24 protein-coding genes and 1 tRNA gene are annotated in these 23,798 nt (G+C 38.5%); 12 read left to right on the forward strand and 13 right to left on the reverse strand.

Annotation, left to right across the window (positions count from 1 at the left end; translation table 11 throughout):
• The first annotated feature begins 22 nt into the window (after positions 1–22).
• The 4 genes from serC to EHQ16_RS19495 all read left to right on the forward strand — a co-directional run bounded on the left by serC (position 23) and on the right by EHQ16_RS19495 (position 3,864).
• Positions 23–1,120 (forward strand): 3-phosphoserine/phosphohydroxythreonine transaminase, encoded by a 1,098-nt coding sequence (serC, locus tag EHQ16_RS10115; protein WP_135635918.1) that lies wholly within the window; start codon positions 23–25, stop codon positions 1,118–1,120.
• Entirely contained in the window at positions 1,113–1,769 is a 657-nt protein-coding gene (locus tag EHQ16_RS10120; protein ID WP_135635916.1) for a hypothetical protein, read from the forward strand. Before serC ends, EHQ16_RS10120 begins: the two co-directional genes overlap by 8 nt.
• Positions 1,766–2,203: a ribose 5-phosphate isomerase B gene (rpiB, locus tag EHQ16_RS10125; protein ID WP_002975248.1), complete on the forward strand. Its 438-nt coding sequence runs from the start codon at positions 1,766–1,768 to the stop codon at positions 2,201–2,203. The genes EHQ16_RS10120 and rpiB overlap by 4 nt, the downstream gene beginning before the upstream one ends.
• Positions 2,204–2,292: 89 nt before the next feature.
• Positions 2,293–3,864 carry a LamG-like jellyroll fold domain-containing protein gene (locus tag EHQ16_RS19495; protein WP_167482657.1) on the forward strand — a complete coding sequence of 524 codons (1,572 nt, stop codon included), beginning with the start codon at positions 2,293–2,295 and terminating at the stop codon, positions 3,862–3,864.
• On the opposite strand, the gene EHQ16_RS10135 is transcribed toward EHQ16_RS19495, so the two are convergent.
• The 4 genes from EHQ16_RS10135 to EHQ16_RS10150 are packed head-to-tail and all read right to left on the reverse strand — an operon-like array spanning position 3,826 to position 7,757.
• The gene (locus EHQ16_RS10135; RefSeq protein ID WP_135635914.1) at positions 3,826–4,215 is read right to left on the reverse strand and encodes a hypothetical protein; all 390 of its coding nucleotides are present in this window, start codon (positions 4,213–4,215) and stop codon (positions 3,826–3,828) included. The genes EHQ16_RS19495 and EHQ16_RS10135 overlap by 39 nt on opposite strands.
• Positions 4,212–4,403 carry a CopG family transcriptional regulator gene (locus EHQ16_RS10140; RefSeq protein ID WP_135635912.1) on the reverse strand — a complete coding sequence of 64 codons (192 nt, stop codon included), beginning with the start codon at positions 4,401–4,403 and terminating at the stop codon, positions 4,212–4,214. Before EHQ16_RS10140 ends, EHQ16_RS10135 begins: the two co-directional genes overlap by 4 nt.
• Positions 4,403–5,011 (reverse strand): hypothetical protein, encoded by a 609-nt coding sequence (locus EHQ16_RS10145; RefSeq protein ID WP_135635910.1) that lies wholly within the window; start codon positions 5,009–5,011, stop codon positions 4,403–4,405. The genes EHQ16_RS10140 and EHQ16_RS10145 overlap by 1 nt, the downstream gene beginning before the upstream one ends.
• Positions 4,983–7,757: a hypothetical protein gene (locus EHQ16_RS10150; protein WP_135635908.1), complete on the reverse strand. Its 2,775-nt coding sequence runs from the start codon at positions 7,755–7,757 to the stop codon at positions 4,983–4,985. Before EHQ16_RS10150 ends, EHQ16_RS10145 begins: the two co-directional genes overlap by 29 nt.
• A gap of 50 nt (positions 7,758–7,807) precedes the next feature.
• On the opposite strand from EHQ16_RS10150, the gene EHQ16_RS10155 reads away from it, so the two are divergent.
• On the forward strand, positions 7,808–8,782 hold the full coding sequence (locus EHQ16_RS10155) for an alkaline phosphatase family protein (protein WP_135635906.1): 975 nt from the start codon (positions 7,808–7,810) through the stop codon (positions 8,780–8,782).
• Here EHQ16_RS10155 and EHQ16_RS10160 read toward each other — a convergent pair.
• Entirely contained in the window at positions 8,779–9,948 is a 1,170-nt protein-coding gene (locus EHQ16_RS10160) for a tetratricopeptide repeat protein (protein ID WP_135635904.1), read from the reverse strand. The genes EHQ16_RS10155 and EHQ16_RS10160 overlap by 4 nt on opposite strands.
• Entirely contained in the window at positions 9,945–11,630 is a 1,686-nt protein-coding gene (locus EHQ16_RS10165) for a tetratricopeptide repeat protein (RefSeq protein ID WP_135635902.1), read from the reverse strand. Before EHQ16_RS10165 ends, EHQ16_RS10160 begins: the two co-directional genes overlap by 4 nt.
• A gap of 80 nt (positions 11,631–11,710) precedes the next feature.
• Here EHQ16_RS10165 and EHQ16_RS10170 point away from each other — a divergent pair, with 80 nt between their 5' ends.
• From EHQ16_RS10170 to EHQ16_RS10200, 7 genes are all read left to right on the forward strand, one after another.
• Entirely contained in the window at positions 11,711–12,370 is a 660-nt protein-coding gene (locus tag EHQ16_RS10170; protein WP_135635900.1) for a class I SAM-dependent methyltransferase, read from the forward strand.
• Positions 12,371–12,416: 46 nt separating this feature from the next.
• Positions 12,417–13,700 carry a UvrD-helicase domain-containing protein gene (locus EHQ16_RS10175; protein ID WP_135636153.1) on the forward strand — a complete coding sequence of 428 codons (1,284 nt, stop codon included), beginning with the start codon at positions 12,417–12,419 and terminating at the stop codon, positions 13,698–13,700.
• Between the two features lie 14 nt (positions 13,701–13,714).
• A tRNA-Val gene (locus EHQ16_RS10180) sits at positions 13,715–13,791 on the forward strand.
• Positions 13,792–13,885: 94 nt separating this feature from the next.
• Complete coding sequence (locus EHQ16_RS10185) at positions 13,886–14,566, forward strand: DUF6989 domain-containing protein (RefSeq protein ID WP_135635897.1); 681 nt, start codon at positions 13,886–13,888, stop codon at positions 14,564–14,566.
• Entirely contained in the window at positions 14,550–15,500 is a 951-nt protein-coding gene (locus EHQ16_RS10190; RefSeq protein ID WP_208742284.1) for an LA_2486 family SGNH/GDSL-type esterase, read from the forward strand. The genes EHQ16_RS10185 and EHQ16_RS10190 overlap by 17 nt, the downstream gene beginning before the upstream one ends.
• Before the next feature lie 42 nt (positions 15,501–15,542).
• Entirely contained in the window at positions 15,543–16,781 is a 1,239-nt protein-coding gene (locus EHQ16_RS10195) for an LA_2490 family SGNH/GDSL-type esterase (RefSeq protein ID WP_135635895.1), read from the forward strand.
• A gap of 1 nt (position 16,782) precedes the next feature.
• A complete protein-coding gene (locus EHQ16_RS10200) occupies positions 16,783–18,213 on the forward strand; it encodes an MBOAT family O-acyltransferase (protein ID WP_135635893.1) in 1,431 nt (476 codons plus the stop codon).
• 57 nt (positions 18,214–18,270) lie between these two features.
• Here the strand turns inward: EHQ16_RS10200 and EHQ16_RS10205 are convergent, their stop codons facing one another.
• Genes EHQ16_RS10205 through EHQ16_RS10235 form a run of 7 tightly spaced genes read right to left on the reverse strand, consistent with a single transcriptional unit; the run spans position 18,271 to position 23,798 of the window.
• Entirely contained in the window at positions 18,271–18,861 is a 591-nt protein-coding gene (locus EHQ16_RS10205) for a LemA family protein (protein WP_135636150.1), read from the reverse strand.
• Positions 18,862–18,915: 54 nt separating this feature from the next.
• Complete coding sequence (locus tag EHQ16_RS10210; protein WP_135635891.1) at positions 18,916–20,073, reverse strand: DUF1343 domain-containing protein; 1,158 nt, start codon at positions 20,071–20,073, stop codon at positions 18,916–18,918.
• The gene (locus EHQ16_RS10215) at positions 20,070–20,963 is read right to left on the reverse strand and encodes a prephenate dehydrogenase (RefSeq protein WP_135635889.1); all 894 of its coding nucleotides are present in this window, start codon (positions 20,961–20,963) and stop codon (positions 20,070–20,072) included. The genes EHQ16_RS10210 and EHQ16_RS10215 overlap by 4 nt, the downstream gene beginning before the upstream one ends.
• A complete protein-coding gene (pheA, locus tag EHQ16_RS10220) occupies positions 20,960–22,051 on the reverse strand; it encodes a prephenate dehydratase (RefSeq protein ID WP_135635887.1) in 1,092 nt (363 codons plus the stop codon). The genes EHQ16_RS10215 and pheA overlap by 4 nt, the downstream gene beginning before the upstream one ends.
• 1 nt (position 22,052) lies before the next feature.
• Complete coding sequence (gene scpB, locus EHQ16_RS10225) at positions 22,053–22,682, reverse strand: SMC-Scp complex subunit ScpB (RefSeq protein ID WP_135635885.1); 630 nt, start codon at positions 22,680–22,682, stop codon at positions 22,053–22,055.
• A 6-nt stretch (positions 22,683–22,688) separates the two neighbouring features.
• Positions 22,689–23,432, reverse strand: a complete 744-nt coding sequence (locus tag EHQ16_RS10230; protein ID WP_135635883.1) for a segregation and condensation protein A — start codon at positions 23,430–23,432, stop codon at positions 22,689–22,691.
• A gap of 3 nt (positions 23,433–23,435) precedes the next feature.
• Positions 23,436–23,798 (reverse strand): response regulator, encoded by a 363-nt coding sequence (locus EHQ16_RS10235; RefSeq protein ID WP_002975323.1) that lies wholly within the window; start codon positions 23,796–23,798, stop codon positions 23,436–23,438.

The raw sequence follows: 23,798 nt of genomic DNA on the forward strand, positions 1-23,798 counted from the left end.
ATCTTCAAAATTCTGTGGGAGAATGCCTACATTTACGCACAGAGTCTTCAATTTTAATGCTGGCCCTGCCATGTTGCCCACAGAAGTCATGGAGGAAGCGCAAAACCAGTTTCTAAATTACAAAGGAACCGGAATGTCTGTAATGGAAATGAGCCACAGAGGAAATGTTTTCCAAAACATTTTGGACGAATCTCTCAGTGACTTAAGGGAATTACTCGATCTACCATCCCGTTATGCGGTGGTTTATTTTCCAGGTGGGGCAACTTTACAGTTTTCAGCCATTCCTTTTAACTATTTAAAAGCGGGAGAATCGGCTGATTTTGCTCTAACTGGTGTTTGGGCCAAAAAAGCTTATGAAGAAGCAAAGAAATTTTACCCCAATGTGAAATCCATTTTTAATGGGGCCGATTCCAAATATATGGAACTTCCCACCATCACTGATGAAGTCGTGAATGAGGGAGCCAAATATGTATATATCACATCCAACAATACCATTTATGGAACTAGGTTCAAAACATTTCCAAAATTAAAAAAGGCTCCTCTTTTTGCGGATATGACAAGTGAACTTCTGAGCCGCAAACTCCCCATAGAAGATTTTTCTGTCATCTTTGCGGGAGCTCAAAAAAACATTGGGCCTTCTGGACTCACCCTTGTCATTTACGACAAAGAAAAATTACCAACTCTCGATCACCCGATCCCGAATCTAATGAACTTTGCTCTGATGGAAAAAAATGGATCATTGTACAACACACCACCCACCTATTCCATTTACATTGCGGGCCTTGTTTTTAAATACCTAAAACGAGAAGGTGGCCTTGCAGTGATGGAAGCCAAAAACGAAAGGAAAGCTAAAAAATTGTATGATGCCATTGATGCATCCAATCTTTTTTATGCACCGGTTCCTAATGAATTTCGTTCGGCTATGAATGTTGTTTTTAGAAGTCATAACGATAGTTTGGATCCCAAGTTTTTGGCACTTGCCGAAGAACAAGGGTTTGCTGGACTCAAAGGATACCGCGACGTAGGTGGTTTCCGAGCCAGTATCTACAATGCGATGCCGGAAGAAGGTGTAGATTCTCTCATATCTTTTATCAAAGAATTTGAAAGAACCCATGGGTAAATTTTCCAAATCCTCTTTAGTTTTCCTTCTTGTTTTTTCCTATTCTCTTTCTGGACATTCTCTTTGGATTCCAGAAGGAAGTTTAGGTTGGAAGGAAGCTAAAGATTGTTATTTGCCATTAACAAAGGAAATCCCTCCCGGTGCGATCAGTCCCAATATCCTCAATTTGGATCGAATTAAAATGGGAGAATTTGCAAAAGAGTCAGCAGAACTTAGGCTTTCTTCCCTAGAATGTTTTTTTGAGAAAATTAAAGACTTACCTTTAGAAAATACGAAACCAGGCAAATTTGGTGAATATTTTGCACCTTCTCTTCTTTCAGGAAAAGAAAAAGAAGAAAGTTTTTTTACTTACGAATGGAGAATCCTTCTTTCGGATTCCAGGCCATACCCACTCACACCAGGGGAAGTAAATTCCGCCAAACAATGGCTAGAGTCTCATACAGAAATTAAAAACGAAATTACAAATCTGTCGATCGAATACCTAAACGAAAAAAATCCAAAGGAAAAACATTCACGTTATTTGGATTTATTCACAGGATATTATGGAAGTTTACTGAGAGAAAGAGACAAGTTTTTACTCTCCCTATCTTTGGAATCATTGAAATCATACACCGACGCCCTAAAACAAAGAAAGGAGAAATCAGAATGAAAGAAAAAATTGGAATCGCATCTGACCATGGAGGATTTGCCCTCAAAGAATTCCTCAGGAAAAGTCTCGAGGAAACTTACGAAATTGTCGATTACGGTACTAAGAGCGAAGAGTCCGTCGACTACCCCACCATCATTGGAGATGCCTGCCGAAAGGTTCTTTCCGGTGAAGTTCCCAGACTCATCGCCCTTTGCGGGACAGGCATTGGAGCCTCCATTGCTGCCAACCGTTTCAAAGGCATTCGTGCGGCCCTTTGCCATGATGAGTTTACGGCGGAGATGTCCAAACGCCATAACAATGCCAATGTACTCGTTTTAGGGGGAAGGGTTCTCGGAACAGATTTAGCACAGAGAATCGTAAAAAAATGGATAGAAACAGAATTCGAAGGTGGACGGCACCAAAAACGATTGGGACTCATCGAAGAACAGTCGTAATTTTATTCTTTGTTTGGGGCCTACCTTTATTTGGATGGGAAGTCCCAAAACAAGAAACACTAAACCTAAGCCTATGGAAAAAAATAGGTGTGGTTCAAAATTCGGAACCAGGCAAAAAGAACTTTCTCAAACCCAAAGAAAATACTCCGAAACACGGCGAACTCTTTTTCGACTTTGAAGGAGAGGTGAGAGAACCACAGATCACCGAAGCCGGTTTCCCATTCAAATCCAAATCCATCTCCGTTGTTTCCTCTTCTTATTTAACCGATGACCAAACTTATTTTTTTGGAAAGAAGTCGGCTTATTTTTCTGGGCGTAGAAACCAAATCCATCTTTCCGTTTCAGGAAATTCTCTATTCGGCACCCATCCCGATCCCTTTACCATTTCCATTCCCGTTCGGTTGGGAGAACAAGGAGCAGGTTCTGTCATTTTGGACAGAACTGTTTATGTAAAAGGGAAAAAATATGGCATCTCACTCGAGTTAAACGAAAGTAAACCAACCTTATACGTAAATAACCTTCTACAAAAATCGGATGGTAGAACGGCTAGTTTCATTTTAGAATCACCCGTTAAACTAAGAAGAAAAACTTGGGAAGTGATTTCTATTTATTTTGATACATTAAATCATAAATACATCATGTACCAGAATGGAATAGAAACCGCAGAGTATGAAAACAAACAAGCTGATACCTTAGGTTTTGCTTTTCCAGAAAATGATTCCACTCCCCTTGTGCTTGGAAAATCGTTTTATGGAAACCTAGATGGATTTCATATCCATAAGGGGGAACCGGAAGTAGAATACACTAAATTTGAATCCGTTCGTTATGATGATGAAACCAAAATTGGTTATATGGAAGGGAACACTGCTTTATCTCCTGTTTTAGAAACAAAATATAGCAATTCCAGCTTAACTCGCATCCAATGGAAAATAGAACAACCTCAGGATACAATGCTCGAACTTTATTTTCGGGGAACCAACGAGAAGTTTGTTGAATCCAATTTAAACCTGCCTTGGATTAGAATTAAGTCTTTAGAGAAAGACCTCCCCAAAAACAAATTCAAATACTACCAATGGAAGTTATGGTTTAGACCAGATCCACTGGGGAAGTCAGTGCCAAACGTACAATCCTTATCTTTCGACTATACAGAACAAACTCCTCCAGATGTTCCTACAAGGTTTCGTTTGGATACAAATCCATCACAAGGCCATCCCATTTGTTTGTTGTGGAACTCAAACCATGAAAAAGAAGTACAAAACGGCGGTGGTTATATCATCCACTATGGACTCACTCCCACACGTATGTTAGGTTCTGTTTTTGTTAAAAAAGATAAAAATGGTGCCTTAACGAAGTTAGATGGAAACGAAGAAAATAGTAGTTTTAGGAACAAACGATTTTGTGTGAACGAAGAAACACTAGTGAACAATATTTATATTCCAGAAGGGGAATTGGAAGCACCTGAATACCATCCTATTGCAGACCAAGTGGATACTTCCCGAATGGAAAAAAGAGGCCTCCTCTTTCAACCTGGTTTGACATACTATTTCAGAATTTCAGCTTACAACCGTTACCTGAACGAATGGGATTCGAAAGACCAAAAAAGTCCTCTTTCGCCTGCGGTTTCATTTAGTTTCCCCAAAGAAGTTTCTAACCACAAGTAAAGGAAGGGAGGAAATCTCCCTTTCTGTATCAACAAAAATTGAATCCATTCCTTGTTTCAAAGCAATCGCCATTTCAATATCACAGGTTTCTGCCATAATCATTTGGGTGCGAAGGCTTTCTGTATCCAAATCAAAAATGGAGTCAGTTAGATCTTCCAAAAATCTTAATATTTGTTTTTTCTTTTCTACACTTAGGTCATCTAACTGTTGGAATAATAAATAAACAGATATAGAGGAAGTGAAAAATCTTTCCCTAGAATCTAAAACTTCTAATAATAGTTTTTGGATTTTGATTTTTCGTGTAGAACGAACCAAAGCAAACAAAAGAGAAGAAGTGAGATAAACTTTCAATCCATGATCTCCGCGAGGGAAACAAGGGCATTCCTTCGCACAAGTTCTGACTTTTGAATGATTTCATTTTTTAAAGCCATTCGGATGAGTTCCCCCCCAGATACCCCTCGCCTGGACGCTTCATTTTTTAATAAAATTTGTTCTTCTTCGGAAAGTAAAATTTGAAACCGTTTATCAATTTTTGCCATTAATCTTCTTCTTCTAATTCTTTTTCTGCCTTTTCGAATTTACGCCAGTACAAATTAGCATCTTGCCATTGCCCGAGAGATTCGTAAAGGGATGCGATATTATAATATGATTCGGTCAAACGGTAGTCCAACTTCACTGCCTTTTGAAATAGTTTGATCGACTTTTCTTTGTTATCCGAATACCATTCACTAAAAGCCCAAAGATAATACCACCGACCAAGGTTTGGATCCCTTGGCCTCACTTTTTCTAAATGCAAAACATTCTCTTGGAAAAGTTTGGAAGATAGATTGTAGTTTTTTTGAATGAGTTTTGTTTTATTGATTCGGTCTTCTGCTGGTTCACTAGGCCTTGGAACTGACAAATCAGTTCGATAAAGAAGGGCTTTTGCGTAGAGTAATTTAAAATACAACTCGTTTTGGCTTAATTCTAAATACCGTTCTAGATACGGAATGGAACTTGTTTCTTCGTCTACCTTATGCAAGTTGTAAATTTGTTTCCGAAGGGCCGTAGTTTCTTCTTTTTTTTTGCTACCACCCGCCCAGATGGTTTGAAAGGCAAAGAATAAGATAAAAACAAATTTAAAAGTATAAGTAGAAGTTTTGTCCATCTTCTGGAAATTTCATCGATTTGATTTCATGGCGGAAAGGTAACTCCTGCAATTTTTGAATCACAGAAAGATACAAATCTTTTGCCGTTACAATCAACATAGAATTGGGTGAAGTTTCGATCAATCGATCTTTACTTTCCAAATAACCTTGGATGGAATCCACAAAATGTTTTTTGGAACCTTCCCACTCGGGAGATGGATGAAAATCTGGCCATTGGATGCGGAGAACGGAAGTGGATCTTTTTCCACCAAAGGTTGCTTGCATAAAAGAACGAATCATCCAAGACAAACTATCTTTTAAAAATTCAGGTTTTCGTTCTTCTTTTTCCACAAGGACATGGAGAGCAGGAATGACTTGGCGGAGTTTTTCCTGAATCATTCGTTTATGGGAATCTAAAAACTTTGTCCGTTCTTCCTTGTTTAGAAGTACAAGAAAAATCCCTGGAAAACCAAGAGATTCCATATGGAAAGCAATGATGGCTTCTGTCTGTAAAAGGATTTCCCAAGAAAACTTTTTGGCAATAAAACGATCGAGTCTAACAGCGTCATCCACATCGAGTAAAGCAAAACCATTTTCATCAAAAGGCAAATAAGGATCGTGGTGTAAAAAAATCAAATTAGAACGAGTGTTATAGTCAAGGCCGGAAGAAATTTGGTTATGAAATGAACCAAGGGAATCATTTAAAAAAAGATATGAAAAACGAGGAGACCCAAGTCTTGAAATAAAGTTTTTTGTATAACCAACAATCCCGTCGTAAGAGATTTCGTTCTCTCTATAAATTTTATCGAGTAACCCATACTCAACACGTTTTTCTTCTGGAATTTGAGTTAGGAAGTTTTCAACAACTCGTGTTTCTTCTAGTGGTTCTGATTTTTTAGTAACGGAGTGAACGAGTTTTTCTAACTCAGGATTAAAAATAGTCTCACGTTTCTTTTGAACGGCATCTAAAATTGCAACACGTCTCCAAGTTGCCGGTGGTAAAATTTTAAAACTCGTTTTTTTCACAGGATTAGGATTGTTTATAACGGGTTCCATTTTTGTTTCAATTCCTTCTTTAGTAGGGACCGTTTTTTTTATCTCTAGTGTTTCTACCGGTGATTCTTCACTCACCAAAAGGGATTCCCCTAATATCATCGGATGTTTTTCAATCAGTCGGCGTTTGATGGATGCCCACAAAACAAAAAGGATCCAAGGCCCTATGAATAAATATCCAAAACTCAGTAAATACGGAGGGAATGAAGAATAACGATAGATGGATAACCCAGATAACAATCCAGGATTCCCTTTTTCTTTTGAAATATAATAAGAATGGAATTTATGATGCAAAAATCCAACAGATTGTTTGTTAGATTCTAAATGGGCAGTTTTTAGTTTATCATTTCCTTTCCAAACGCGGGGATTGAAAGTAACTTGTTCCTTACTTTTGTTATCTGATAATTTTGCAGATACCATAGGAAAATAAAACTCATCTCGATCTTTTTCTTTTTTAGCTAACAAAAGATTGGAATCAAGAACCGCAATGAGGGTAGATATGGATCGGCTTTCCTCATTTCTTTTGGGTATTAAATACACTAAATCAAATTCCGATTCGAGTAAAATCGAAACAGGATGATTTTGAATTCTCTCCAACAAACCAAAAATCTCTGTTCCAAATCGATTTTGAATGGCTCTGGAATCCGTTTTTCCTTTTTCCCATAAATAAAGTTCAGAAACAATTCTTTCTGTTTCTCCAAGACTCCCACTTTCTCCCAAACCTTCTCTTTGTAGATTTTTTTCTAGGATAGAAAGTGTTTCTTCAAATTGAACTAACCGATGTTTGGCCCAAGGTTTATAATAACGATAATCTGGAAACAACTCCCAACTTTTTTGATAATACAAAAGTAAAATCAAATAAGCTATCACTGGTAGAAAAATTCTACGTTTGAATTGAAACCCAGGATTCTGAATCACAATCCAAACGAAACGAATGTAAAATAAACCGGTAAAGGTAACGAGAAAAAGGATAAAACAACCAAAACGAATTTCCTCAGTTTCCGTATCAGATTGTCTGAGTAAATAAACAGAAAACCGATCCTTGGTTTCTAAAATTAGTTTAGAATCCTCACCGTCTAACTTCCATGTAATGGTTTGCCCTTCTTTTCCAGAAAAAAGCCCAAGTAGTTGGTTACTTTCCAAATCTCCGGTAAGAATGGATTCGTCATTGGTATACAAAACTTTTTGTGATTTAGGATCAAATGCCCAATAAAGATAGCCGTATTCCAAATTTGCATTTTGGATTTGTCTGGGCAAACTTGGACCTTTGGGAAACACCAAAAAGAATTTTCCAGAAAGATTTCTGTAAACATAATCTCCATTCGAAAGTATTTTCAGTTTTCCTTCTAATAATCCAGATGGATCTTGTCTGAGTTCTTCTTGAAAAATTTCATTGGTTTCATTTGTACTATGGATGAGTCGCAACGAATCATCATACAATCTTACATAACTGAATCCAAGAGTATCTTTGATCCGAGTTGTGACCTGAGCCGCACGATACGGTAGGGCCGATTCTCGAAAAAAGAACTCCAGAGTGTTTAAGTGTTCTTTTGTTTTGTCTTCATCAAAACGTTCTAAGGCAGAAATCAAATTCGATTTGGATCGTAATGGGCGAATCCATTCAAAATAACCGAATAAAACGGAGGTAACCAGAAGAGAAACCACTAGGTATCCAAAAAGAATAGACAGGTTTCCGAAATTCCGTTTCATCATTCTAATTATCGGGTTGTCATTGGCAAAAACCAATCAGTCCAAGGAAAGGAATGATTTTTTATGTATTTTTGGACGGAGTCGGGATGGCAGACTATGATCCCAAATCCAATCCATTCAGTCGTTTTGCCAAAGGTTTTTTAGCACCAGTCGGAGGGATTCCCAAAGCTGATGTAGATTTACCTGTTCCCTCTTCTCATTTACATTATATCAAAACAGATGCCCATATGGGTGTCCCTGGGCTCCCACAATCTGCCACAGGCCAAACAGCCCTATGGACGGGAATTCCTGGACCGAAAGTCCTGGATCGACATGTGAGTGGGTTTCCGACCATCACACTTCGTAAAATCATTGCCAAGTATTCTCTCATTAAAGTTTTAAATGAAAATGGTCATCTCAGCGATTTTCTAAACTGTTTTTCGCCGCCCTACCTCAAACATGTAGAAGAAAAACCAAAACTAGTTTCTGCATCCACCTTAGTCCAGTTAGCCAGTGGTCGCCCCTTAAAAACCTTCGATGATTTGGCAAATGGTCGAGGCCTTTATATGGATTTAACTCATGAAATTATGGGAACACTCGGAATTGATATGTTAAAACCAGGAGATCCGCTTTTAGAACGCAGAGATCCTTATGAACTGGGGAAACAATCATTCTCTCGGTTTGCCAATTACAAACTAGGTTTGTACGAATACTTTCTGACTGATAAAGTCGGCCATGCCATGGATTGGGAAAAGGCAGAACATATCATCAAAAACTTAGAAGAATTTTTTCGTGGAGTGCTGGAAAGTATAGATCCAAAAAAAGATTTACTCATTGTTTCGAGTGATCATGGAAATATGGAAGACTTAAGCCAAAAGAACCATACGGAAAACCCGGCGGCCACCATCCTATACGGTAAGGATGCTGACCGCTTCGCAGAAAATATACATTCGCTTGCTGACATTGTTCCCGAAATTTATAAAACCTTCGGAATGGAAGAAGCCCTCCACAACACGCAAACGAATGAATTTCTAATTAAGTCCGACTAAAATTCTAAGTCACTTCCTGATTCTGGTTTGTTTGAAACCGAACTTGGTTTAGGTGAACTTGAATCAGACGTTACATCAGAATCTTCAAGATCATTATGGTCGGTAAACTGATCGAGAGATTCTTTTTTCCATGCAATCGCCTTGTCGGTAATCTGGTTTTTAGGGTATTTATCTACAATTGTCTGAAAGATTCCTGCTGCCTTTTCAAACTTTCCTTGTCTGAAATAAATAGTTCCTTTTTTGTATAAAGCTGCTTGGTCGAGCGAATAATCGCTGTTATTCAAAGCTTTATTGATATAAGTAAGCGATTCCACTTGTTTTCCCATCGCATCGTAGGAAAGAGCAATGTAATACAATGCCTCTTCTTCTTTTTTGGATGATGGCGCTACGCTAATCACTTTCTGAAATAATTCAATCGCCTTGGAATAATTTTTCTTAGTATAATTCTCTTTGGCATCTTTTAAAACAGTATCTTTGTATTCTCCAACTACTTTTTCGTCAGCCCCAGCCAATTGGTCAGCAGTTTCAATGTATTCATCAAATACATCAAAGGATGCCCAATCTTTTCCCAATTTACGAAGAGCCCTACCCCAACCAATGCGAGATTCCGTATTATTAGGATCTTCTTGTAAGGCTAAGGTGTAATTTTTACGTGCCGTTTCAAAATGACCGGTTTTATAATAATAATCACCCAAAGCTAAAAATGATTTGGATCTTAATTTATTATCAGAACTAAGTTGCAAAACAGATTCTAAATGTGCTTTCCCTTCTGATTCATTTCCGATTTTTAAAAGTAAATTTCCAAGAGAATAACTTAGACGTTCTTTTTCTTCTGGTTTTAAGTTTGAACTTTTTTTTAAGTCTTTGTAAATATCTAACGCAGGATAATAGTCTGAGTTTTTTTCAAGAGCCCTTGCTTGGTTGTATTTAATTTGGAATTCGTATTTTTCGAGTCCGCGTTTTCCCGCTAACTCAGAGAATATGGCGATTGCCTTTTCTTTACTTTGGGGGTTAGATTGTTTTAAGTATTCTTCCCCTTCTGCAATTTTTTCCAAAATGATTTGCGATTGGTCTTCTTTTGCAGAAATATTTGTTTGATAATATGCAGTAGAAAGACCCGCAACAATAAACAAAAAACCAGCTAAACTAACAATGATTCGATTCATAAATTCCCTCTACCCACCTGACCCAAGGTCTGATTCGTCCAAAACTCTACTCTTGATGGAGAATAGGATTTAGTTTCCCTCTTTAAAAAACATTTTAAGGCTTTTTTTGTATCACCAGTTTTTAATGCACTCACACCAAGGAAAAACATTGCCTTCCCTCTCAAATATCCATTGGATTCGTATTTCAAATATTCTTCCAAACGATACACTGCGGTTTCATATTTTTTTCTAATGACTGTTTCTTTGATAATTTGATTTAGATCTGTTTGGCCTAAATCATAGTTTACCGTTGCCGATGTTTCTTCTTTAAAATCATTCACCGGTTCCGAATTTTCTCTCGGAGGTAAGGTTTCTGTAGGTATTACAGAATGTTCGTTTTTATAAACTTCTGATTTTTCTGGTTCTTTTTTAGGATGAGACTCCGCTACCACATTTGGTTCTTCCGGTGTTAAGTTATCTTTTGAAAAATCATATTTAAAATAAGATACGTTTTCTCTTAAATTATAATCTTCTGGAATTCCATTGGATTTGGCAGTAACCCCAAAATAGAGTTCATCGATTTCTTTTAATTCTTTGATAAAAAAGTTGGTTTTTGGATGTACAACGGTTGCAACTTTCACAACAGAACCTTGCCCAAAGGAAGAAGATCCTTGGTTTAAAGGTTTTACCGATGCATACAAACTATATACCGTTGTTTCATCAGCGGCTTCGGGACTAATCCAACTAATCACAGCTCCTTTGCCCACACGTTCATAACCTAGACCACGAACATGCATCACACCACCTAAATCAGTACGGGTATCATTGGATGCCACTTCTTGTTTTGGTTTTTTAGGAGAATCTTCTACAATGACTTCCGCATTATTTTTATCCGTTTGTTTGATATAAAATACACGCAAAGTAGACTTTTTATCTTCTAATGGTAGAGTTTCCTCACCTCCGACTTGTTTGACGGAGACTCCATAATACAAGGTTTGAGATTTATCTAAATCCTGATCCAAAAATGTATTCACTGGATGGGTAAGTTCTGCTAATTTCTCTGCTTTTTGCATGAGAGTCAAACTGGTTAAAGGAGAATTGGAGCGATACACCGTATACAAAGTTCTTCCCGCTGTTGCACCGTTTGGTGGTGTCCAGTTCAAACGAACAAATTTTCTTTCAATATTGGCAGTAATATTAGAAACCCCACCCACCATCGACTGAATTCCGGCATCTGCAGGAAAGGCAGGGAAATCTTGGTTCTGGCCCACAACCGGGGTTCCATTTTCTTCTGCGATATGAACAGGAACCACAGTATAATTTTGGTTAGAAAAAAGTTTTACTTCTCTACGACGAACATCCGCTACCATAACGATTGCGTAGTAATAAGTTCCTGGTTTTAAATTATAATCAAAATAAACACGAGTGGCATTAGAACCAGATGCTTTATAACGACCAAGAGAATCGGCGATGTATAATTTTTCTGGACTATCAATCATCACGGAGGAACGAGCCACAATGATTTCACCATCTTGTTTGGGCGGATCCCAATCCAAACGAATCGATTTTTTATCAGGTAGAAGGCTGGCATGGATTGCCTTTGCTATCGTTGGATAACGGCTTTCCTCAAACCCAGAATCTGCCGAAACCGGAAGATAAGAGAATAGCAGTACAACCATCCAGAATTGAATCGAGAACTTCATACTTAGATTTTCGGTGGTAGAGTCCCCCTAATTGAATTTTTCGTTTGTACTTTCCCAGGTTTTCTGTGAGAATTGTCATTATGTCCGAAACGGAATACTACCGTTCCCAAAGTTATCAGGAATACCTACTTTCCAGTCACAGAAGGGAGGTATGCCCTCCCGAAGATGTGTATGCATTTTTCAATTGGAAAGGCCTAAACAATATAGTCGACTTTGGGAGTGGGCTTGGATTCTACTTTAATGAATTTAGAAAATGGTTTCCCCATGTCTGGATCTGGGCTGCGGAATGCCAACAAGAGATCATCGACATGATCCTTCGTCGGAAACTGATGGAAGGGATCGAACAACTCACCCCTTTCCATATGGACCAGTCCGACCACCCCCTGCTCCCGGAATGGGTTCCGGTTCCAGAAATCATTTTTGCTTCCCTCTCCCTTTCCACATTCCCAAACCCTGGTTTGGCGATGGATGGCCTCATTCGTTCGATGAAATCGGGTGGACGACTTTTCATCATTGATTGGTCAAAAACAGAATCTGGATTTGGTCCCAAAATCAATGAAAAGATATCCATGGATAAAATGAAATTCCTCGCAGAAGAATACAAATTGGAAGTCACCAAATCAGGTAGAATTTCCGAACATTTTTATGGGATGGAAGTAAAAGCAAGTTCTAGTTTTATTTATGGATATTATGACCTCAAAGAAGAAGAGGATGAAGATTCAGCAGTGTTTAAACAATAAATAAAAATTTAGAACCAAAGTCAATGGGATGAGCGCTCTAGAATTTATGTGGAGTGAAGAACAAAAAAACATCATCCATTCGAATCATCTCATCAAACAAGTGATTGCTGGTGCAGGTTCCGGAAAAACTGCCACAATGATTGGCCTACTGGAAGAAAGAGAAAAAACAAAATCCATTCCTCCTGAAAACACGGTCATTGTTACATTTACCAAAAAAGCCACTCGTGAATTTAAGGAAAGGTGTGTAAAAAAAGGACTCTCAAATAAATATCATATCTCCACCTTTCATGCGTTTTGTTACCATGTTCTAAAGAATTACGATAACTCTAAAGACTGGTCAAAATACAAACTTCTGAGTGAATCTAAAAAATGGGAAATCACAAAGGAAATCCTATTTCCCTTGCGTTATGTGGTCGGTGGAATTCCCTTTCCTATTCTTTTCAAAAACGATGGGAAATATTTTTCTGAACTTTCAGAAATAGGTTACAAATCCTTCCTATCCAATTTTAAGTTATGGAAAGAGAAAAACTATTATTTCGAGTTTGATGATTTGATTTCCCAATTCCTCCAGTTTTTAGATACAGATTCAGCAGGATTCGTGAAGGAAAGATGGAAGTCTCTCATCATCGACGAGTTTCAAGACACGGACGAAGTACAACTTGAGATCATAAAAAAAATGAATTTCAGATCCATCACTGTAGTGGGTGATGATTGGCAGGCCATCTATGGGTTTCGAGGGGCCACACCAAAACCTTTTTTAGATTTTCCTAATCATTTTCCAGGAGTGGAACAATACTTTTTATCCACTAACTATCGTTCCAAGGATTCCATCATCCAAGCCTCCCTAGTCCCCCTCAAACCAAACAAAGATAAAATCCCAAAACAAGTGCAAACCTTTCGGAAAGAAAAGGGAGTATTTCGAATAGAACGAATCAATGACCTAGAAACAAAACCACTCGAGATTTGGAAAGAATGGTTTAAAAAGGATCCAAGTTGCATCCTCCTAACCCGAAGTAATTACCGAAAACAAACCTGGTTAGACCTAGGCCTTCCTGCGGCGCAAGTGATGACAATCCACAGTGCCAAGGGATTAGAATTTTCCAGTGTCATCTTGGATTTAGTTCTTGGATGGAGTGAAGACGGCGAAGGGATCAATGAAGCCGAAGAACGAAGGATACTATATGTAGGTCTATCCCGAGCAAAAGACAATTTGGTTCTTTTAATAGCAGACAAAACAAAACCAGATCGACTTGCCGATCGGATGAGCGCTGATTTTTCAATCAGGAACCGGTTCAGAAATCGTACTTTACGGTGGGCTCGGCTCTGGTGAAGTGGTTTTACCTTGGGGGATTAGCTCAGTTGGTTAGAGCGCTACCTTGACATGGTAGAGGTCACTGGTTCGAACCCAGTATCTCCCACCAAGTAACACTGACAAAATCTCCGTTATCATTTTTTAACCGTAACAAATCAAGTTTCGACTTGCATCTCACTACAGACTCATTACAGTGCAAAGCGATGAAACCTAAGTTCCTTGCAGAAGAATTCCTTTTGGCATTGTATTTTTTAGTATTTAGCATTGTTTCCGGATTTGTTTTATACTTTGGTGAAGGTTCTGCGGGAATCAAACTCGCTACGCTTACCCTCCTTTTCCACATTAGTTTTGTTGGCCTTTCCCTTGGACTTAGGTGGCATACTCCCTTTCGGATTTGGAAATTTTTAGTTCCCTTATCCATTTTTATGGTTTTTCCGGATTGGTTTCTTTCTAGCGCCTTACAGATATTAGTATTTCCAGAAGACGGATTTTTTAAAATAGGGACTGTTGCCGGTTATATGGCCGGTCTTTGGGTCATTCCTTTATTTGTTTGTGTTTATACAGGAATCAAACTCGAAGAAATGTCTGTATCCATCATTGGAACAGGGCTTTGGGTTGGAATCATTGCTTTAATTATCTTCGGAACTTCTGAAGCAACGATGTGGGTTCTCGGTTCTTGGTATGCAAAAGATGTGAAAATGTGGGGGCATGTTGCCTACTACGTGTTAGTTCCTGAAATGATTTTAGGAATTACAACTTATCTTGCTTACCAAGGATTTTCATATTCTGCCTATATCATTCAAATGGCGATTGGTTTTCTCGTGATGCTTCTATATATTGGAAATCTTTCTTTCTTTTATCTCCTCATTGAAAAAATTCTATAAATTTTCATTTTATCTTACGATTGTCCTTCTCTTAAGTTTATCTCTAGGAGAAGGTTATCTCCGTTTCCAAAACCCAAAAGAAACCGAAGAGATTCGTTATAAAAAGTTTCATTGTTTGTATGGATTCGATCAAATTCGACTTTGCCCCAATCGGAATGAAACATTCACAAGAGTGGATGGAAAAACTTGGGACATCCAAACAAACAACTTTGGAGAACGGATCCTTTCTAAGGATACAAATCCAACTCAACTTTGGCTCATTGGTGACTCGATGGCCATGGGTTATGGGCTGCCAACAAAAGAAACACCAGCATTTTATTTAAAAACAAAATATAAAATAGAAACGCGTGTGATTGCGGTGGATGCCATTGGCACAAATGGAATCTTTAAGCTTTTAAAAGAAAGTTTGGATTCTACAAAACAAGAAGACCTTCCCAGTCAAATTTACTGGATTTGGAATCCATCCGACTTTATCGATGATGAAAGAGAAAAAAAAGGTTTAAAACGTTATCTTTATCCCATCCACTACAAACTCAGTCGCAATTCTTATCTCTACCGAAGTCTTCTTCCCTCACCTCCATCCAATGTGTACACTTTGTCCGGAATTCCCATCCTTTATCCGGAAAACCATACAACCTATTCTAACCTACTCCAATTTTTGAATGACCCGGCAATAACCCAAAAAAAACTAAACATCCTTTTCACTTGGGGGATGTCAAGAGTTGAAAAACCCGATACAAAGGATCCCAATTACAATGAGGCAAAAATATTTTTTATCAAACAAGGGATGAAAACCATCGACCTCCGAAAGAAAACAGAAGATTTGTTTAAAGAACAAAAACAAGTTTATATCTCTGGAGATGGCCACCCAGGCCCTGCCCTTGCTGAACTTTTTGCCGATGCCATCGCCAAGGACTTCTTAAATTTGCCTTAGAAATGCTTGATTCCCAGCTCGAATTCTAAAGTTTAGAGGGATATGATTCAAAACTGGAAACGATGGGGAGCCATTGTCCTATTTTTCCCGTTGGCGTTACTTTCTTTGGAATTGATTTTACGCATTTCCAATCCGCCTGCTTTACGTTACTACCGCGATGTCAAACTTTTGCATGCCTACCATCCCGAATATGGGGTGGCCCTAGAACCAAACGAAAGTCGTTTTGTCCGCCACTATGCTGATCTTTGGCAAGGACAGTTCACAACCAATTCACTTGGTCTTCGAGGGATAGAAGAACCCATACCAGGAAAACCAAAACTCGTTTGTCTTGGGGATAGTTTGGTTATGGGATTTGGTGTTTCTGATGAAGATACTTTTTGTTCAAAACTGGGCGAATCTGAACAAAACGGACTTACTTACCAAAGTTTGAATTTGGGTGTGGATGCTTACGGATCTCTTGGGTCTTACAAACGCCTAAAAGATATGTCAGGCAAAATTGATAATATTCAAACCGTATTATTTTTTATCTCTCCCAATGATTTTACAATGCCTGATGAATTACGAGCGCAAGGTATACTTCCCGATGATGAAAATGATGCATTACATGAAAACGATCCTGTTTGGAAAAACAACTTTCGTATCCAATTTGAACTCACAAGAATTTCTTATCTTTTACAAGCACTCAAACTGGCTTACGAACAAACGAAGGTCAAATTTGCTCAAACCAAATATTTAGTCGCAGCAGATACAGAACTTCTTACTTCTTCGCCACTCGTTTATTTGCGAGAAACATTTATACTTCCCATCAAACAACAGAGATGCGAAGAAAAAGATGAGTTCATTTGCCCCACTCCTCTCCAGAACCTAAATGTAGTCTGCTCTGACTCTCCAGTGGATCCAAACTCCCTCGAACCCTTACCCGAAACAACTACCAGAGCCTATGATTTAATGATCGCTCTTTCAAAGGAAAAAGGATATAAATTTGTGCCAGTTTTACTTCCTATGCAAATCGAAGAAGTGTATTGCAGGCAGTTAGGAAAGTATAATGCACTTGGTGGTTATGCCATCCGCGCTAAAAAGTATTTGGACTCAAAAGGGATAAAAACTTTAGACATTCTCCCTTATACGGATAAAATGTGCGGCCGCGAATTTACCTTAAATGGAAAAACAAAAAAAGCAGGAATCCAAGACTACTACATTCCAGGTGATGGCCACCTAACAAAACTAGGGAATTTATGGGCTGCTGAATCCATTGGCGAAGCCTTAAAGGAAATCAAATAATATGCTTTTTAATTCTGTTCACTATTTGATCTTTGCACCCGTTGTCATCCTAGTATATTTTTTAATTCCTAAAAGATTTCAAGGCCTCTGGTTATTCATTGTTAGTTTGTATTTTTATGCAATTTTTAGAATACCATTTCTGATTTTACTCGTGTTTTCTTTTGTTGTCACAAAACTAGCTGTGGATTATATGGAAGCCACTTCCTCTAAACCAAAAAAACTCTGTTGGTTGAATGTGGCTGTTTGGAGTAACTTAAGTTTACTATTTGTATTTAAGTATTTAGATTTTTCCATTACTGTTTGGAACCAAACATTTTCATTCACTCCTTGCGATCCAGAATTTGTCCAAAAGTCAGGAATTCTTCTTCCCATGGGGATTAGTTTTTTCACCTTACAAGCAGTATCCTATGCAGTCGATGTCTATAGGGGTGTGGTGGAAAGAGCCAAATCCATTTTTCATTTTGGACTTTTTTTGGCTTTTTTCCCGCAACTTGTGGCAGGGCCTATCTTACGTGCGAGTGATGTCCTCCACCAATTTTTAGATTCCAAGGATTTCACAAAAGAAAATTTAAAACATGGCCTCAAACAACTGTTTTGGGGAATTTTTAAAAAAACCTTCATAGCCGATCCAGTTTCTTATGTCATTGATCCTATGTATGCCAACCCTACGGAATACAATTGGATTGCGATGTGGATTGCTGCGTTTTTATTTGCGGTGCAAATTTATTGTGATTTTTCCGGATACTCCGACATAGCAATTGGAACCGCAAGGATACTTGGATTTCATATTCCAAAAAACTTTGACCGTCCTTTTTTATCGGGAACACTAACCGAACTTTGGAGACGTTGGCATATTTCGTTTAGTTCTTGGTTACGTGACTATGTATACATCACTCTCGGTGGCAATAGACGTGGTGAAATTATGGCTTATGTGAATCTTTTTATCACTACATTTGTTTCGGGAATTTGGCACGGTGCCGATTGGACCTTTGTTTTATGGGGAACACTCCACTCCTCTATGATGGTCATCGAAAAATTTGTTTTCAAATTTGAAACTATGCGTAAGGCATGGAACCGAGTACCACGTGCCATCCAACCATTGTATCCAGTAGGTATATTCGTATTGTCTTGTTTTTTCTTCAGAGCCAAAGCCACTCCTGAAGTTCCTACAGGAATGGGTATCACCAAAATCATGTTAGAACGTGCATTCACTGGCGCGGGCGGAATTTTTCCTCAGATGAGTTTGAGTTTAGTGATCCTCGTTGGATTTTTGTTTTTGGTGGATATCCTCCAAGATAAAAAGGAGGACAGGTTTGCCTTTATCACAGACAATTTATATTTCCTGATCCCAACTTGTATCCTACTCTACATCACTTCGTTTATCATTTATAGTGTGACGGTATCAAGTCCATTCCTCTACTTTCAATTCTAAATAAAAAAAGCCGGTAATCACTTACCGGCTTCCATTTAAAATTCAAAATCAATTGATTTAGAATTCTACTTTTGGTGCATTCTCAATCGCCTTTGGATCTTCTACAGTAAAGGTTGCTTTTGCATCATAACCAAAAGCTTTTGCAGTGAGAACCGCTGGAAACTGACGAATGTACACATTGAATTCTTTTGTTGATTTGATGAATCGGTTTCTTGCCACAGTGATTCTATTTTCTGTCCCTTCCAACTGTGCCATCAAATCAGAAAAATGTTGGTCAGATTTCAATTGTGGGTAGTTTTCTTGGATCATAAGGAGTCTTGACAACGCGGAACCCAATTGACCTTGTGCTTGGTCAAATTTTTTCAAACTCTCTGGGTTGTTTACAAGTTCTGGAGTTGCTTGGATGGATCCAATTTTAGCACGTGCTTCTGCAATTCCTGTCATAATTTCTTTTTCTTGGTTTGCAAATCCTTTCACAGCGGAAACCAAATTCGGAACTAAATCAGATCTTCTTTTGTATTGGTTGAGAACTTCTGCCCAAGAAGCAGTCACTTCTTCATCCAACTCTTGGATACGGTTATAACCGCAGTTGGTTAATAAGGTTGCCATTAAGGAAACCAGAAAAACGGTTCGAAACATTCTTGTCATGGTCATTGTATACCTAGTCTTTAGTCGGTCTGCAACACCAATTTGTTAAAAAAATTAATATCGATACGGTTTTGTGAGCTTCATCCAATGACGTTCTGACTGGTCTAAATACTCACTGAGCGCAGATTCCGATAATTTGCCGTACAAATAATCAAGTAGAACACTGTCACCCGCAAGAAGTTCAATTGCTGGCCTGTCCGAACGAAACTCGTACACACCTTTTAAATATTCGAATTCTTTCGGAAATAATTCACCGAGTTGTTTCAGGAAGTACAAAATAAAATAAAGGGAATGAAACTGTTTTGGTTTTAGTACCATGAGTTGGTATCCTTCACAAATCGTACCAGTATATTTATGAAAGGTAGGTAAAAAACGTAAAGCTCGCAAACGAAAATCATCCGATTGGTGTGAGTCCATACGTTTATCCAATTCTTCTTTTGCTTTACCGACTAAATAGGGAGCTCCAAAAGTTTCAAAGGGTTTTGTCGTCCCTCTTCCTTCGGAAAGATTGGTTCCTTCCAAAAGACACATTCCTGGATACACCAAACAGGTACTTTGTGTAGGAATGTTCGGAGATGGGGGAACCCATTCAAATTGGGAAATAGACTTTGGATGGAACACTCCCACAGGAACCACCACCACATCCACTTTTAAGTGAAAGGTTTCATTATAATATGATAATAATCCCCCAGGAGTGAGTCCATGTCTATGTAATACAGAAGTAACACCAACAAAGGATTCAAATTCCTTTTGGAGAGGAGTTCCTTCTACTTTTTTGCCAATGGGATTCGGTGAATCAATCACTAGAAAAATCGGAGCTTTGCCGGTTTCTTTTTTTAGGCGAGAGATTTCCAAAAGAATATAATAAGCTGTCGTTAAAAACGTATAATAGCGAGAGCCCACATCTTTGATATCAACTATGATGACATCCACCCCAGTCAAACTTTCTCTGGGAGGAACAAGACTTTTCTCTTCTTTTCCATAGAGATTTACAATTTGCATATCTCCAAAAAGATATTTGAGTTCATCCCCGCTGACTTGGTCTTGTAACTCAGCAAAAAGTCCATGTTCTGGTAAAAAAATAGTTTTAAGATCAAAAATCTCAGCATAGGTCTGGAAGTGGTATTTTCCATTAAATCCAAATGCACTTTGGTTGGTGAGAATGGCTGCCTTACAACCGTTTAACTTATTTATGTTTTTTAAAAACTTCATTTGGTTTTTCGAATTTCTTCTTTGTTTAATAGAGCCAATTCCCAAATTTTACGAATTTTATCTTCATCAAAAAAACCGTTGGATCCAAACAAATCACGAAACTCTAACAATTGTTTGATCAAATCATCAATTGACTTCTTTAAAAATACTTGGTTTTCTTTAAAAATCGAAATCCACATATCAGGATTGGATCCAGCAATCCGAGACATATCTCTAAACCCACCACCTGTAATAGGTTTAGAAGTTCCCATAATTTCTTTTTTGGTTGTGGGATTGGATCCTGCTACATTGACAAGCAAGGTAGAAATGACATGAGGGAGGTGAGATAAGTAAGCCAAAGTTTCATCATGTGACTTTGAATCCATCTCCATTGTCCAAGAACCAATTTTTTCCCAAAACAAACGAACAAAATCCAAACTCGTGTTTGATGCCAACTTGGGAGACGTGAGTATACATAGTTTATCCACATACAAATCAGGAACGGCTGCATCCGCACCCACTTGTTCGGATCCACACATAGGATGGGTAGAAATATAATGATGAGTGGTATTAGCATAATGAGATTCCACTGCAGAAACAATTGTTTCTTTGGTAGATCCCAAATCGATAAAGATTGTATTCCCTGATTTAGGAAGAGTAGGAATGATTTTCAAAATGGATGCAACTGGAGTACTAAAAACTACCAAATCATAATGGTTCCAATCCGGAGAGATAAACTCTGATTGTAAAAACACTTGGTTACTTAAGTTTTTCTTAAGGATTGTATTTTTACTTTTTTCAGAACGAACCACTGCCGTAATTTCAGTGTCTGGAAATTTCTTTTGAATGGCAAGGGCCAAGGATCCACCCATTAGTCCCATTCCATAAATCAAAACTTTGGATAAGTTCATGTCGGAAAAGATCCGGCCGTTGGATAGGAACCTAACAGTTTAAACAAGGTACATTGTGATTTTACTTTTTCGAGTAATTCTGCAATTTTTGGATCTTCTTTGTGTCCAATAAAATCCACAAAAAAATGATACTCCCACAAGTTTCGTTTGAGAGGTCTAGATTCAATTTTAGTGAGGTTTACAGGTATTTCATTAAAAGTTTTTAAGACAGCAAACAAAGAACCAGTTTGGTTCGGAATCGAAAATACAATGGATGTTTTATCTTCTTTTGTTTTAGGAGATTCTGTTTTGCCAATCACAAGAAACCGAGTGGTATTTCCCGAATAATCTTCGATTCCTTCGGCAACTACGTTTAAACCATAAATTTCACCGGCAATTTTGGATGCGATGGCAAGTCCATCTTTTCGTTCCGAAACTAATTTTGCTGCCATAGCGGTGGAGGATGTATCCACAACCTCCACACTCGGAAGGTTAGCCGATATCCAATTACGACATTGTTCGTTTCCAATCCGAATCCCGTAGATTTTTTTTACAGCCGAAAGATCAGTTTCAAATCCAAGCAGTGAAAAAGAAATTCTTTGGTATAACTCAGAATAAACGAAAAGGTCTGTTTCTAAAAACATATCCAGTGTGGAACTAACTTGTCCTTCCGTGGAATTTTCCACAGGAACCACTCCGTAATCCAACTTCCCCTCTTCCACCATTCGAAATACATCAGGGATAGAGGTTTGCGGAACCGCGTCTATCGAGGATCCAAATTTTGCACGTAATGCGGAATGAGAAAAACTTCCTTCGGGTCCTAAAAATCCAATCTTTAACGGATGTTCTAAGGCAATGGTTCCAGACATCATCTCTCTGTAGATGGCACGAATGACAGATGCAGGAAGTGGCCCACCTGATAATTTTGTTACCTTTTCATATACGTCTTTTTCACGATCAGGACGGTAGATGGGACCACCGGATTCTTTTTTCACACGACCAATTTCTTGAGCAAAACCTGCCCGTTTTTGAATGAGAGCGATGATTTCAGTGTCTAACGAATCAATACCCGCACGGAGTTTTTTTAGTTCTTCTTCTGCACTACTCATCTCAGGCCTCTTCTTGTAATTCTTCCGGTAGAGTGCTTGTATCAAAATCAGGATTCATTTCTGTTTCATCAGTTACAGTGATGGATTCTGGCGAAAATTCTTCGAATTTAAGTTCTTTGACTTCTACAGGAGTCGGCAGGTCTGTGAGTTTACTAAGTCCAAAGTGTAACAAGAACTCGTTGGTAGTTCCATACAATGTAGGTCTTCCAGGCACTTCCTTTTGGCCCACAGCTTTTACCAATTTTTTAGACATGAGGCTCGCAATCATTGCGCGAGAAGACACCCCTCGAATTTCATCGAGTTCTGTTAATGTGATGGGTTGTTTGTAAGCAATGATGGCAAGAGTGTCCAAGGTTCCGCGAGAAAGAGTTTCTCTTTTTTTATCTTTAAAGATATGAGCTAAAATTTCGCTGTATTTTTGATTGGTGATGAATTGGTAACCACCGGCGATTTCTCTGAGTAAAAAACCGCCTTCTTTTTCTTGGTAATCTAGGATGAGTTCATCAAGGAGTTCCCGGGCTTCCGTTTTTTCGATCCCAGCAGACTTGGCAAGTGCAGACAATTTGATTGGATCTGAAGATAAAAAAAGAAGCGCCTCTAGAAGGCCCTTGGTATAAGTTCTTTCTTCCAAATGGATCTAAACCTTGACTATTTTGATTTCACCGAAAACTGCATGTTGGAGGACTTTGCAAACTCGGATTTTAACAACTTCTAATACGGCAAGGAAGGCAGCGACGATTTCTTTTTTTTCCGGTTTTTCTGTTTCGAACAAATCCATAAAGTGGATTTCCCCGGATTTTTCTAAAAGACTTTGTATATAGGCCATTTTATCTTCTACGGAGTATTGGGCCACACCCTCGTAGATGGGGAGAAGGTCTTCGATTTCATTGGAAGACTCTTGTTCCAAAATCGAATTGAAGGCAGAAATTAAATCCACAAGACTAACATCCAACCAAACTTCCGTTTCATCCAAAACTTGGTTGGTTTCCCGAGTGAACATACCTGCGGTCAATCTGTCCAGTTCCGCCAGACGTTGTCCGGCCATTTGGAACTTTTTGTGTTCGAGTAATTTATCTACGAGTTCTTTGGGTAGAGGCGGGTCATAATCCTCTTCCTCAAAACCGGGATCCGGCAATAAGGCTTTGGATTTTAAATACACCAAATGAGATGCCATCACAGCAAACTCAGAAGTTAACTCAATCGATAAGGACTGACTGGTTCTCAAAAATTGAATGAAATCGGATGTGATACGCGAAAGGGAGACTTCAAAAATATCAACCTTATAACTATCAATCAGAGACCATAAAACCGTTAAAGGTCCTTCTGTCAGCCCTCCGTCCTGGTTTTGCCACCGGACGATAAACTCCGGGGTTGGGGACACGATTTATAAACCTAATGCTTTAGCTGCTGCTTGTTGCAATCTTTCTGGAGGAAAAGGTTTTACAACAAAATCCTTAACACCCATCTTAATTGCTTTTGCCAGTAAATCTTCCTGACCAAGAGCCGTTACCATAATGATTTTAGCAGAAGCATCAAATTTAATGATTTCTTTTGTAGCTTCGATTCCATCTTTTTCACGCATGGTAATGTCCATAGTGACTAAATCCGGCTTGAGGTTCTTATACTGTTCTACCGCAATATTACCGTTCTCAGCTTCACCTACGATCTCGTGACCCGCACCAACTAACGCATCTTTTACGAGCGTTCTCATGAATTTTGCATCATCTACAACCAAAATTCTTGCCAT

Origin of the sequence: Leptospira kanakyensis, from assembly GCF_004769235.1 — a bacterium.
Taxonomy (GTDB): Bacteria; Spirochaetota; Leptospiria; order Leptospirales; family Leptospiraceae; genus Leptospira_A; species Leptospira_A kanakyensis.

What these genes read in the sequence shown, in the direction of transcription:
- serC (WP_135635918.1), top strand. Translation starts at nt 23, where the DNA reads ATGCCTACATTTACGCACAGAGTCTTCAATTTTAATGCTGGCCCTGCC.
- EHQ16_RS10120 (WP_135635916.1), top strand. Translation starts at nt 1,113, where the DNA reads ATGGGTAAATTTTCCAAATCCTCTTTAGTTTTCCTTCTTGTTTTTTCC.
- rpiB (WP_002975248.1), top strand. Translation starts at nt 1,766, where the DNA reads ATGAAAGAAAAAATTGGAATCGCATCTGACCATGGAGGATTTGCCCTC.
- EHQ16_RS10140 (WP_135635912.1), bottom strand. Translation starts at nt 4,403, where the DNA reads ATGGCAAAAATTGATAAACGGTTTCAAATTTTACTTTCCGAAGAAGAA.
- EHQ16_RS10145 (WP_135635910.1), bottom strand. Translation starts at nt 5,011, where the DNA reads ATGGACAAAACTTCTACTTATACTTTTAAATTTGTTTTTATCTTATTC.
- EHQ16_RS10150 (WP_135635908.1), bottom strand. Translation starts at nt 7,757, where the DNA reads ATGATGAAACGGAATTTCGGAAACCTGTCTATTCTTTTTGGATACCTA.
- EHQ16_RS10155 (WP_135635906.1), top strand. Translation starts at nt 7,808, where the DNA reads ATGATTTTTTATGTATTTTTGGACGGAGTCGGGATGGCAGACTATGAT.
- EHQ16_RS10160 (WP_135635904.1), bottom strand. Translation starts at nt 9,948, where the DNA reads ATGAATCGAATCATTGTTAGTTTAGCTGGTTTTTTGTTTATTGTTGCG.
- EHQ16_RS10165 (WP_135635902.1), bottom strand. Translation starts at nt 11,630, where the DNA reads ATGAAGTTCTCGATTCAATTCTGGATGGTTGTACTGCTATTCTCTTAT.
- EHQ16_RS10170 (WP_135635900.1), top strand. Translation starts at nt 11,711, where the DNA reads ATGTCCGAAACGGAATACTACCGTTCCCAAAGTTATCAGGAATACCTA.
- EHQ16_RS10175 (WP_135636153.1), top strand. Translation starts at nt 12,417, where the DNA reads ATGTGGAGTGAAGAACAAAAAAACATCATCCATTCGAATCATCTCATC.
- EHQ16_RS10185 (WP_135635897.1), top strand. Translation starts at nt 13,886, where the DNA reads ATGAAACCTAAGTTCCTTGCAGAAGAATTCCTTTTGGCATTGTATTTT.
- EHQ16_RS10195 (WP_135635895.1), top strand. Translation starts at nt 15,543, where the DNA reads ATGATTCAAAACTGGAAACGATGGGGAGCCATTGTCCTATTTTTCCCG.
- EHQ16_RS10200 (WP_135635893.1), top strand. Translation starts at nt 16,783, where the DNA reads ATGCTTTTTAATTCTGTTCACTATTTGATCTTTGCACCCGTTGTCATC.
- EHQ16_RS10205 (WP_135636150.1), bottom strand. Translation starts at nt 18,861, where the DNA reads ATGACAAGAATGTTTCGAACCGTTTTTCTGGTTTCCTTAATGGCAACC.
- EHQ16_RS10210 (WP_135635891.1), bottom strand. Translation starts at nt 20,073, where the DNA reads ATGAAGTTTTTAAAAAACATAAATAAGTTAAACGGTTGTAAGGCAGCC.
- EHQ16_RS10215 (WP_135635889.1), bottom strand. Translation starts at nt 20,963, where the DNA reads ATGAACTTATCCAAAGTTTTGATTTATGGAATGGGACTAATGGGTGGA.
- pheA (WP_135635887.1), bottom strand. Translation starts at nt 22,051, where the DNA reads ATGAGTAGTGCAGAAGAAGAACTAAAAAAACTCCGTGCGGGTATTGAT.
- EHQ16_RS10235 (WP_002975323.1), bottom strand. Translation starts at nt 23,798, where the DNA reads ATGGCAAGAATTTTGGTTGTAGATGATGCAAAATTCATGAGAACGCTC.